Raw genomic sequence first — 12,566 nt, forward strand, 5'->3', positions numbered from 1 at the left:
TGCTCCAGTTTGGAGTGATTAACCATTTCCATCCACTCCAGCAGCATCTCTTTCATCTCCTTGTTAGAATTTCTGTTTCACGATCACGGGATCGGTGAGGAGTTGCGGGAGGGATTTCTGAAGGCGCTGCTTGTACTCCTCCCCGGCAAACGCGGCAAAGTTGAGGGATTTCCCGGCATACTCTTTCGGTATCAAAAACGACACCTCAAGCGTTCCGGTTCCTTTAGCTTTAAGCACCTGCCGCTTAACCTTCTTTTGCCCGCTTTTCAGGGTTACATGGATTTTCTGCTCACCGAGCTTCGATGGAATCCTGTGAGTAATCTTGACCGTTACGGTACTTCCGGCAACCAGCTGTTTCGGAGCCTCAAGGGTCAGGTAGTTACCCGCCTCTTTCGCGGGCACACGGCCCGATGCTTGTTCCTTGGCAGAAGCCCACCCATAGCCTTGAGGAATTAACGGGGTGTCTCTCTTTTTACGGGGAGGAATCGGTTTCCATTCCGGAAGAGTCTTTCTCCAGTTGCCAAACTCCTCGTCCATGCGTTTTACAACTTCAGGATGGGCATCTGACACGTCTTTGGTTTCTTTTGGATCCGCGTTCAGGTCAAACAGTTGCCACTGATCCGTTTCAGATTTTCGATACAGGCGCCAGTCCTTCCAACGAACCGCCACCACATTACGGTGCTCCATGTCCGAGGGATCGCAGTTGAGCTGGAAGAGAAACTCATGAGCAACGCCCGTCTTTTTTCCCTGCAGGTGCGGAATCATATTCACACCGTCTAGATTCCCGGGCACGGGGTGTCCCGAAACAACAGCAAACGTGGAAAAGAAGTCAAAACTGCTGTTCAGTCCGTCATACCGCTTACCTGCAGGGATCACTCCGGGATAGGAATAGATACAGGGAACCCGCACCCAGCCAACCTGCTGCGTTCCGCCATGTTTACCTCCGGCATAGGGCGTTGAAGAACCACCTTCATCCAGATTTGCGCCGTTGTCGCTGGCAAACACGATCAGTGTGTTCTCCCGTAATCCATATTCATCCAGCACCTTGAGCAGTTTCCCAACCTGATCATCCACCGACACAATAGCGCCGGCCAAAAACCGCCGCACGCCCTTGGCGGTCGTGCGGTTGATATAGGATTCCGGCGCCTCCATACTTGGCGAATGAACCGCGTTCGGCGAGAAGTAGAGAAAGAACGGTTCATCCTTATGACGCTTGACGAAGTCAACCATCATATCGCCATCATAATCCGTCAGCCACTGGTCTTTGCCGTCCGGAGTTTTTACAAAAAAACGGGAACTTTGCTTATATTTTTTAAGCAGGGCCTTCGTATTCTTCACACCATACTTAAGCATCCGCTCTTCCAGCGCCTTCAGCTCATCCGGCGAATATTTCTTCATCGGCGCATTTTTTCGGGTTTCATCGAATCCTACGGACAGGGGGACCTGAGTGCTGTCACCCAGATCCCATTTGCCGATTTGCCCGGTCGCATATCCTGCATCCGACATAAATTGCGCCATGGTCGGCCGGTCGGAGGGCAGCGGCTGGCCGCGTGCCATGCCGAACTTGCCGGAGCGCTGGGCATACTCCCCCATCATCAGGACATGACGGCTGGGACTGCAGGGCGCACTGGCCACATGGAACGAGGTGCAAACCACCCCCGTCTCCGCCAGCTTATCAATGTTCGGTGTTGGAATGTCTTTGCAGCCGTAAGGCCCGATATCGCCATATCCCAAATCATCAATAAAGAGCAGAACAACATTCGGCTTATTCCCGAACGCACCTTGCCCGGCCGCCATGGCGGCAGGCACAAAAGAAGCCGCGATGCCCGCCCCGCAGAGCAGAGCAACCCTCTTTAATGATTTCGCGCATTTCAGCCTGTTTTTCATCTTATAAACTTCCAGTTTTAGTGGTTTAAATTTTTCTTTTTCTTACCACCAGCCTTGGGTTCCGATGCCCCTTTCGGATAGATTGAGATCTCCCATTGCTTGAGCGTTTTAAAATATTTTCCGGCGACCTCCGGATAGGCACCGGCCAAATCATTCGACTCCGAGAGGTCTTCGTTCAAGCTGTAGAGGCGGACGGTATCCCCCTGAAGATGCGCCTTCCACTGCCGGTCGCGCAATGCGAGCCATCTGGGATTATCGCTCCACAAGAGCGTTTTCTCCCGGGCTTGCGGAGCGCCAAGCCATGCCTCACTAAGATCTTCGCCATCAATCTCTTCAGGAGCATCCGCGCCGACCAGCTCGGCAAGCGTGGGCATCAAATCAACGCCGCAAAACACCGTATCACGGTCGATGCCGGGGTTAATTTTTGCGGGCCAGCGAATGAAAAACGGAACGTGAATGCCCCCGTCATGCAATGCGAATTTTCGATCCCGATAGGGTCCGGCGGAGCCGACACTGTTCATCAAGTTCGGATCTTTCTTAAACCGTGGGATAATCCGGTCCCAATCCCCAACTTTCAAGACCGGCGCCGGGCCGTTGTCGCTTGTAAAAATCACGATCGTATTTTCCTCAAGCCCAAGTTCAGCGAGGCTGTCGAGCAGACGGCCAATCTCTTTGTCGAGGGCGGTCACATCGGCACAAAAAGCGCGCATGGCATTCTGCACATTTCCATGCTTGGCAATAAACTCCAGAAATTCGCGCTGCAGCGGATATTCGAAATCATCAATCGACACCTCCAGATCCTTATAGACCGCCTTTTGTTCGGGGGTGGGCTTCAAAACGGCGTGAGTGTTATGCACCCAGAGGTTGATAAAAAAGGGCTGATCCTTTTTTCGCGTCATAAAATCGATAGAGAGATCCACATAGCGGGCCGCCGTTCTTTCGCGATGATGCTTTTGCTTCATCTCCTTGTCCGTCCATACCGGCCCGGTGCTCTGCGTGCCGAAATTCTCGTCGATACCGTAGTCGGCGGGCGGCGGCGCACTCTTACTCTGCCCCATGTGCCACTTCCCGAAGTGGGCGGTGGCATAGCCCGCCTTTTTCAGCATGCTCGTCAGCGTGGGCCGATCCGCGGAAAGCACCCACTTGTTCGCGTTAAACTCCCGGGCCGGAAAGACCCCGTTCATAAACGCCGCCCGACTGGGCGAGCACCAAGCCGCAGCGGCATACGCCTGTTCCAGCCGGATCCCTTCGTTCGCCAACCGGTCGATGTTGGGTGACTGAACATAGGGATGACCCATCACCCCTAGGTCGCCGCAGCCCAGATCATCCGCCAGAATAAAAATAATATTCGGCTTGTTCGGGGATGCCCCGTGTCCCGCGGCCACGGAGTCTGGCGCAGAACATGCCAGCACTGCTGCTCCCAAAAAAAAGGCATACCTTGTTAATAATTGTGTGCGCTTAAACTTGTTTTTCATCACAACAAACCCCTGTTTACTGTTTTGGATTTTTCTTTTTCTTGCCGCCCACTTTGGATTTTGATGCCCTTTTCGGATAGATCGAGGCCTCCCATTGCTTGAGCGTTTTAAAATATTTCGCGGCAATCTCCGGGTAGGCACCGGCCAGATCGTTTGACTCCGAGAGGTCTTCGTCCAGGTTGTAGAGGCGAATCGTATCCCTCTGAAGATGCGCCTTCCACTGCCGGTCGCGTAATGCGAGCCATGAGGAAGCATCGCTCCACAAGAGCATTTTCTTCCGGGCTTGCGGCGCGCCTAGCCATGCCTCACCAAGATTTTCACCATCGATTCCCTCCGGAGCAACCGCACCGACCAGCCCGGCAATCGTGGGCATCAAATCAACGCCGCAAAATACCGTGTCGCGGTCAATGCCGGGTTTAATTTTCGCGGGCCAACGGATGAAAAACGGGGTGTGAATCCCCCCGTCATGCAATGCGATTTTTCGATCCCGATAGGGTCCGGCGGAGCCGACACTGTTCATCAAGTTCGGACTTTTCTTAAACCGCGGAACAATCTGGTCCCATTCCCCAACTTTCAACAACGGAGCCGGGCCATTATCGCTCGAAAAAACCACGATCGTATTTTCTTCAAGCCCAAGCTCTGCGAGGCTGTCGAGCAGACGGCCAATCTCTTTGTCGAGCGCGGTCACATCGGCACAAAAAGCGCGCATGGCTTTCCGCACATTTCCATGCTTGCCAACAAACTCCAGAAATTCACGCTGCAGCGGATTTTCAAAATCATCAATCGACACCTCCAGATCCTTATAGACCGCCAATTGTTCGGGGGTTGGATTCACAACGGCATGAGTGTTATGCACCCAGAGGTTAATGAAAAAGGGCTGATCCTTTTTCCGCGTCATAAAATCGATGGAGAGATCAACATAACGCGCCGCCGTTCTTTCGCGGTGATGCTTTTCCTTCATCTCCTTGTCCGTCCATCCCAGCCCGCTGCTATACTTCGTAAAACTCTCCTCAATTCCGTACTCGGCAGGCGGTGGCGCACTCTCACCTTCACCCATGTGCCATTTCCCGAAGTGGGCGGTGGCATAACCCGCCTCTTTCAGCATGCTCGTCAGCGTGGGCCGATCCGCGGAAAGCACCCTCGTCGCGTTAAACTCCCGTGCCGGATAGACCCCGTTCATAAACGCCGCCCGACTGGGCATGCACCAGGCCGCTGCGGTATACGCCTGTTCCAGCCGGATCCCTTCGTTCGCCAACCGGTCGATGTTTGGTGACTGAACATAGGGATGACCCATCACCCCCAGATCGCCATAACCCAAATCATCCGTCAGAATGAAAATAATATTCGGCTTTTCCGCAAATGCACCGCAAACAAATGCACACGCACCCAGTACTACAAGACTATGTAACCAACGTTTTTTCATCTTATTACTCCGCTCTATCCGTCAAAATTCAAACTACCTCGTACGAAAGGAACCTTTTACCAAACCGGCACCTTTCATGCAAACGTTTACCCCTATTCATCCGCCCTAGGCTCGGTCGATTAAAACGCGACGGTGTTATGCCTTCTGTTATTTGCTTCGGCTGACTTCAAAACGCTCCAGCGTTCCCTGGAAACTATCGGGCGTAGAGTGCGTGTTGGGCCAAACCGAATCAATGCGCCCGAAGCGAACCTTCTGCAGATCCGAACCCCAATGGGGAATCGTATTAATCCGTTTATCTTCCGCCTCTTTGCGCCCGTCAACCTCCAACGTGAAAACCCTTGTCGCATTGCAATAGGTGATGCGGGCGTTAACCGTTCTGTTCAAAACCGGCTTGGATGACTCGAGAATATACTTCCCGTACGCCTGGGCCATCACCAATTGCAAACGCCCGCCTTCAATGCAAATGACATATCCTAAGTACGTGCTTTTCTGTGAAGCAATCACGCCATCGGCGGTTGCGTTGAAAGTCAGATCGATTTCATAAGTTCCCCAGCGCATATCCAGATCTTTGTTTTTCTGGGAATCGAACTTCGTGTCGGCCTTGAACTGTCGAGGTTTCGATAAGCTGTAAAGTTTCCCGATTTTCCCGCCGTCCCAGCGACCCGGATGCGGATCCGGAACATCGGCGCGATAAGCAAACTCATTTTTCAACTCGTCCAGGCGACGAAACAGCGATTTCTGAACGGGCGCCATTTCGGGATGGTCGATGAGGTTGTTCATCTCATAGGGATCGCGCTTCAGATCATAGAGTTCGTTTTTATCCTCCGGGCGGTCCGGGTAGACGGAGAGCAGATAGTCCTTGCTGCACACGGCGGTAATCCGCGGAAGATGCGGCTGAAGATCCTGATAGTAGGTGTAAAGGAAATCATCACGCCAACCGTCGGTCTCGCCTTTAAACAGCGGTAGAATTGATTCGCCCTGCATGGCTACCGGCTTGCTGATACCAGCCAGCTCAAGCAGCGTGGGAGCCAGGTCGATGTTCAGAATCATTTCATCAATCGTGCTGCCGGGCTTCACCAGCTTTGGATAGCGTAACAGGAACGGGACGCGAATGGATTCGTTGTAAGCCACCCGTTTATCGGCCCGAGTATGCTCGCCGAGCATAAAGCCGTTGTCGCCCGCATAAATCACAACGGTATTATCGAGTTCTCCCCGCTTTTCAAGCAGGTCAAGAATGCCGCCAATCCCCTCATCCACCGCAGAGAGAGCACGCAGATAATTTTTATGCATCGGCGCACTGTGTCCTTCTGGATTCCAAGGTTTGGAAAAATCATAGTCATCAAACTTCCACAGTTTTCCGTTCAGCATCGTCGCGCCGCGCCAGTGAACCGTCTGCCAAACGGGCTTATTCGACATATCTTCGCCATAGCTGGCCGGCTTCGGAATCCTGGCTTTCGCATAGAGATTTTCATGTCGTTCAGCGGGCAGAAACGGCGCATGAACCGCCTTGTGGGAAAGGTAAAGCATGTACGGTTTATCGCCGCGATCTCTCTCAATAAACTCACGCGCATAGCGATTGAGCACATCGGAAACATATCCCGGTTCATAAACCTTTTCTCCGTTCACGACGATGTCATTGCCGTTATATTTCCCCTGTCCCGAAAACATTGCCCAGAAGTCCCAGCCGGGACGCGGGTCAGTGCTATGGGCCATATGCCATTTGCCAATATAGCCGGTTTCATAGCCGGCCTTCTGGAGATAGGCGGCAAACGACGGGGTTTTGCGCCAGTCGCACTCACGCAAATCTTCATTGTTGTAAACCCCATGCTTATGCGGATACATCCCCGTAAGAAAGCTTGCCCTCGCAGGCGAGCACATCGAGAGCGTTACGAACGCATTTTCAAAATGGGCGCCCTCACGGGCCAACCGATCCATATTGGGCGTTTTAAGAAACGGATAGACACCGGTAAAACCCATCGCATCCCAGCGATGATCATCGGTAAGAATAAACAGAATGTTGGGTTTTTTCTGCTCAGCCCATCCAGCTCTTCCGCCCAACAGCAGGCAAGCCAAAACCCAACACATCATGATACCTTTTCTATGCTTCATCACTTCATCCTTACTTTGAATTAATCACCGGCGTTTGATTCCCCGCCATAACAGGCTTCGGGGCACCTTTTTCAAACTGCCAAACAAAAGGAATTTTTTCCCAGGACGGGGTGATATTCCCAAGAACGCGGATCGATTCGACCTTTTTACCGACGAAAATATAGGGAGCTGGTTTTTCGTACTTAAGCCGTGAACTGCTCATCGGCCACGTAATGGCTTCAAGACTCACGTTTCCACCCTCAACACGGATTGGGCCGCCCGCGTTAAGCACCTGCTGAAGAACAACGTCTCCCTCGCCCTGAATGGTGGCATGTCCGAGCCCCCAATGCCATGAGCTGGCATTGAAGATCGATGCCTTCCCCTTAAAGTCGTCGTAAAAAGCAATGCCCGGACGGGCGAGGAATGTATTCGGCGACATAAAGAAGTTCGTCAGTTCAAAGTCAGGCGCCCCTCCGGCGGCAATCATCTCCGTTGACACATCACCCGCATGGTTGACCACCCGCGCCTTTGCACCCCGTTTTGCTCCACTAGTCCCTTTGATATAATCGTCGCGGAACGAAAGGGTTCTGCGCGAGTAGAAGGAAAAGGTGCCCATCACCTGCTCATCGGCGAGCGAGCCCAGGGCTACGGTATTCAAATGATGGCGCTGGATTTCCCCCAATGAATTTCCATGCCAGGCCTTCATCGTTTCCCAATCGAATTCAGGATCTTTCGGTTTAAGACGGGAGTCCGCCCAGATCGTAAAGTTATTGCTCGTATGCACATCGCGAATCCAACCCGTGCTCTTCGATTTACTCGCCCACAGTGCGCTGCGCATAAATGAACCGGCAAGATATTTGACGTAGTGCCCATCAGAGGGATGCGTTCCCATATCCACTCCCTGATCCGCATTCCCGCAGGTGAGATAAACCACCCACGTTTCAGGGCCGAGGCTACGCACCGCCCAGGGATACCGATACAGGCGCCACCACTCCTGTGTGGAATAAAAGATCTTCAACCCCCGAATGCCGGAGCGCGTCTGCAACTGAATAAACGGCGTGCCTTCCGGGTCGCGCACGCCACCCATTGGAATCAACGCCGATCCCGCAGTGAGGTTATGATGAGGCGCTTCAAAACAACCTCTCAACTCCACTCCAGCGGGAACCATCAAATTGCCTTTAAACCGGAAAATACCGGCCGGGACATAGACGACTCCGCCGCCATTTTCACCCGCCGCATCCAACGCCTTTTGAAACGCCGCAGTGTTATCTTCCTTCTCTTCCGATGCGCCGTAATCAACCACATCAAACACAGCGTTCTTTGCCGGACGCGGATCCGCAGGAAATGTCATCAGTTCCGTTTCCGGTGTCTCAAACTTGCGCTGCTTATGATCCACATCAACCAGCGATGGTGTCCGCTGATTATCTATACCGGGCTTCCCTTTGAAACGGCAGGAAATGACCTTGGCATGTTCCTTCCCGGGGCCGATACGCAAAGCGGTTCCGGCCTTTTCAAAGTCGCAATTCACCACCATCCCGGCACCAGCGCCCAAATCAATGGCGGCATCCTTCCAGTTTGCAAACGTGCAGTTTACGAGAGAAACATTCCCGTTAATGGTCTTAATCGCCGGACCGTTATCCGAAGAAAACCGGCACGAGTTAAACTGCACAGGCCCCCGATCCATCCATTCGTCAACCGACTCACGGAGGAGTACGTGTTTGCGTCCATGCAATTCACCGGCAGAAATCAACATGCCCGGACAACGGATTTCCTTGGCGTGAATGGCGATTTCGCAGTCCTGAATCTTCACGCCGAACATCATTCCATAGCCGCTCACTTCCTTTGTATCCGGAAGTAGGGCGGTATAGATGCCGGTGTGATATCCCTCTACATTCAGATCATAGACATAATACCAATCATTACGGGAGAACACACACGCCGTGCCTTCCTTCAGAAGGTAGGAACGGAGCGCGGCACGTTTTTTATCCGACATCGCCGCACCGGAAACACGGGACTCCTCCCACCATTTCGGACTGAAGTTGATGCGATAAACCCGTCCGATATCTGAGCAGTTGTTCCATTCAAACCCGGTTTTGAGCGGAGTTCCGAAAACACGGTCGACAAACATCAGAATATTCGTCCATGAACTGAAGCGGATTCCCCGATAGGGATTGATTAAGGTGACGTTGATTACGCTTTGATTCGATTCGACCATATCGTTTACTGAATGTTCCGTCTTGTACTTCTTCGGACTCGGGTCGGAAGAAATCGTCCAAGGATAAGGAACCGGATTTTTTGGATTCTGGTTCGGGTGATACACGGTCATATCGCGAATACACGCGTCGCGATGAAGCATAATGGTCGGCAACGCATCTTCCTGGCCGTGCCCGGCAATGACTTCAAGAACCGTCCCTTTTTCCGAGTCAGTTTCCGTGGGAGGAGCCCAGTCGCCTCTCAACGTAACTGCGGAGCGAACCACAATCGGCTCATCCACCACATAGCGTCCCGCCTGGAGGAACACAACGCCCCCGCCCTTTTGGGAAAGCGCATCAATTGCCGCCTGAATTCGCTCCGAGTCGCCTTTAGAAGATGCCTTCGGTTTGAGGACGGCATTCGCAATCACCACATCGTCGGTTGGGAAAACCGTATTAACAACCTGTACAGCGGATGCGGTTGCAGTCCAGCCCGTCACCCCGGCAACACATATGAATTTTAACCATTTGTTCATTTTTTTAAGCCTCCTTTTGAATATAATTAATCAACGGGTCGCGTTTGAAATCGGGATAGGTAAAACCGAACTGCTCGTTTTCAAACGGCCCCATGCATTTCCACATTTTATGAATCGGAACGAGCGATCCGTCATAAGGCGGTTCATCCAGCGGTGTGCCTTGCGCGGGAGCATACGCCATGTTTTCGCTGAGATTCCCATGGCTCTCGGAGAGCTTCCCTTCACTGACCACATCGCGGTTGAGGTAATAGCTGACGATGTTGTTCGCAATGATGTTTTTATAGCAGCTCTCGTCTTCAACAATGCCTTGATCCATTGGTTGCTGTTCCGGCCAGTTGAAAACAGTATTTCCGCTCACCTGGGCCCCGCGGGTGCCGCGTTTGAGAACAATGCCGCATTGCGGTGGATCATGACGCACGCCGTTGTCCATGATGCAGTTGGCGTTGATGGCCGCCCAGTTCACATTATCGAGCACAATTCCATGCTCACGCTGCCAGCAGAACGTGTTGCTGGAAACGTTGAGTTCATGCGCGTCCTTCGCATAGACCGCACTCCCCCCGACCTGGAAGGTTCGGCAACCGGTAATCAGAACGCTGTTGGCGTTATATTTTCCGCACTCGAGCAGAAACCCATGGCTTTCGGCCTGATACACCAAGCAGGAGCTGATATTAACGACCGTCGAGTTAAGCAGGCGAATGCCTACCCCACCCCCATACACCGTACAGTTGCTCACCAGGCGCGGAGGGAAGTCGCCGGCATGCGTGTTGCAAAGATCCTTAAGCATGATGTTCGCATCGGCATTGCCCGCTGCGCTGCAGTTAACGACCCGGAAAAGGAATGAATTGTTGTCAAGCAGGATGCCGTATTTCTCGAAGTTCTTAGCAAACACAGAATCCAATACGCAGTCGCCGCAATTATCAAACACAATGCCGCTTTCACCGCAAGGAGTGCTTCCCTCGCCAACGACCGCCAATTTTTCCACCCGCGCGCCGGAGCAATCCTTAACCACGATACCGCGGCCATCCTGACTGTTTTCATTCACCTGAAAACAGGTACTGCGACCACTGCCGCTCACGGTAACAAAACTGCCGACCAGAAGAGATCGCTCCAGCGGGAATGTGCCGGACTCAACCTGCAGGGATCCGCCGCCCTCTGCAGCCAGGCGATCGAGTGCCGATTGCAACACGCCGCTGCACTCACTGAGTTTCCCTTCAAACAAAACCGCCCTTGAAATGTTTCCGATTACAGCAACTTTTTCCGCGACCTGATATGCAATTAATTTTTCTTTCACAGTGTTCTCCATCTCAAAATCCGGTCTGTTTTTTCTCTTCGGTCATTTCCGTGAGCTGACGCCTTAGCTCGTTTTTCTCTTTAGCGTATTTTGATTCATCCGCCACGTTATGCCACTCATGGCGGTCTTTGCGGTGGTCATAAAGCTCCTCTTCCCCGTTCGAACAACGCGTATACCGGAAGTCTTTGGAGCGAACTGTGAATTCAAAATGCATATCTTTCGGCTTCCGGTTTTCAGGGTACCATTCCCGCACCATGGTCAACGCAACATCGGGTCCGTCCCATCGTCCGTTTTCAGGATCTTCAAGAAGCGGCAGCAGGCTGAAGCCGTCCAGCAATGTGCGGCCGGTTTTTGAATTTGGATGCTGCGGCAGCTTGCACAAATCGATAAGCGTCGGATAAAGATCAATGAGCGAAACCGGATGGTCGCAGGTTGCATCCTTCCCGATTCCCGGCGCGGAGATAATAAACGGAACGCGGGTGCTTTCCTCCCAAAGACTATTCTTATAAACCCGCTCTTTTTTCCCCATGTGATACCCATGGTCGGAAGTCAGAACCACCACCGTGTTATCAGCATACGGGCTCTTTTCAAGCTCATCCAGAAGCGCCCCGATCTGCTCGTCCACAAAGGCAACGGATGCCAAATAGAACTGAATCCAGCGCTTCACTTCACGCTCACCCCCGATTCCCATCAGCCTGCGATAGTTATGATTGATGTCTTTCAGGATGTTCGCGCAATCATCGAGATCATTTTCGAGGATTTCAGGAAGCTGAATCGAATCCAGCGGAAAGCGGTCGACATACTCATCAGGTAGAATGAGAGGACTGTGCGGGCGATGGAAGCCGACGCAGATTAAAAACGGGTTGTCGTGTTTTTTCTGAAGACGTTTGGTCACCCATTTCACATGCTGCTCGTCCGCCATCAAATCACGGTCATCCGGGCCGTTATAGCGGAACGGCTTTCCACGCAGATACCACCCGCTGTGATTGCTCGGCAGCGCCTTTTCATCCCCGGGGTGAATAGGAACCTCGGAAAGGCGCGCCATTAAAATATCACTATGATGCTCAGGATATGAAGGATGAGGCGTTCCCCACCCGCCACCGGGCCGCTTCGCACTGGCAGACCACGGCCCCGCATCGGCACTCCAACCGTAAGCGGGCTTTCCGTCGATCTTGCTCCAGATCGACGGATCCGGATTGCCGGCGCTGTGATGAAAGAGCTTACCCGTTCCCATCACGGTGTAGCCATTGTCACGAAAGTGTTCCATGAGCGTGACACTCTCTTTGAGAACAGGATTCGACCGAAACGATTTCGGTTGAGCTGAATAACCGGATTTGTGGGGATAGACTCCCGTAAAAAGGCTGGCTCGCGAGGCCACACAAAGGGGGAAATTACAATGCGCATTGACAAAACTCACGCCGGCGGAACGCAACCGCGCGATGTTCGGGCTAACCGCCTGGGGATGTCCATCCCACCCGGCAACCGCATCGTTCAGATCATCCACGAGGATGAACAGAACATTGGGAGGCTGCTCAGAAGTCGAAGCGCTTGCAATGCCCGTGACCGCCCCTAAAAGAAGCGCACCCAGAACAAGGATTCTGATTCGATTGATTTTCTTAATCTTCACGGCAGACAACCTTTTTTGACCGGATAACAGGATGTTCCGGATAATAC

Annotated in this window: 7 protein-coding genes; all 7 read right to left on the minus strand. The window is 52.7% G+C overall.

From position 1 onward, the window contains the following. Nucleotides 1-63: 63 nt before the first annotated feature. Nucleotides 64-1,887 carry a sulfatase family protein gene (locus tag SCARR_RS07510; RefSeq protein WP_136060873.1) on the minus strand — a complete coding sequence of 608 codons (1,824 nt, stop codon included), beginning with the start codon at nt 1,885-1,887 and terminating at the stop codon, nt 64-66. A gap of 17 nt (nt 1,888-1,904) precedes the next feature. Further along, nucleotides 1,905-3,362: a sulfatase family protein gene (locus SCARR_RS07515; protein WP_168433099.1), complete on the minus strand. Its 1,458-nt coding sequence runs from the start codon at nt 3,360-3,362 to the stop codon at nt 1,905-1,907. Nucleotides 3,363-3,378: 16 nt separating this feature from the next. Next, nucleotides 3,379-4,785, minus strand: a complete 1,407-nt coding sequence (locus SCARR_RS07520) for a sulfatase family protein (RefSeq protein WP_136060875.1) — start codon at nt 4,783-4,785, stop codon at nt 3,379-3,381. 147 nt (nt 4,786-4,932) lie between these two features. Next, the gene (locus tag SCARR_RS07525; protein WP_136060876.1) at nt 4,933-6,894 is read right to left on the minus strand and encodes a sulfatase family protein; all 1,962 of its coding nucleotides are present in this window, start codon (nt 6,892-6,894) and stop codon (nt 4,933-4,935) included. 10 nt (nt 6,895-6,904) lie between these two features. Further along, nucleotides 6,905-9,601 carry a glycosyl hydrolase family 28-related protein gene (locus tag SCARR_RS07530; protein ID WP_136060877.1) on the minus strand — a complete coding sequence of 899 codons (2,697 nt, stop codon included), beginning with the start codon at nt 9,599-9,601 and terminating at the stop codon, nt 6,905-6,907. Between the two features lie 4 nt (nt 9,602-9,605). Beyond that, nucleotides 9,606-10,892, minus strand: a complete 1,287-nt coding sequence (locus SCARR_RS07535) for a right-handed parallel beta-helix repeat-containing protein (protein WP_168433100.1) — start codon at nt 10,890-10,892, stop codon at nt 9,606-9,608. Between the two features lie 13 nt (nt 10,893-10,905). Then, on the minus strand, nt 10,906-12,519 hold the full coding sequence (locus SCARR_RS07540; protein WP_136060879.1) for a sulfatase: 1,614 nt from the start codon (nt 12,517-12,519) through the stop codon (nt 10,906-10,908). Nucleotides 12,520-12,566 lie beyond the last annotated feature (47 nt).

The sequence above is a fragment of the Pontiella sulfatireligans genome (genome assembly GCF_900890705.1).
Classification (GTDB): domain Bacteria; phylum Verrucomicrobiota; class Kiritimatiellia; order Kiritimatiellales; family Pontiellaceae; genus Pontiella; species Pontiella sulfatireligans.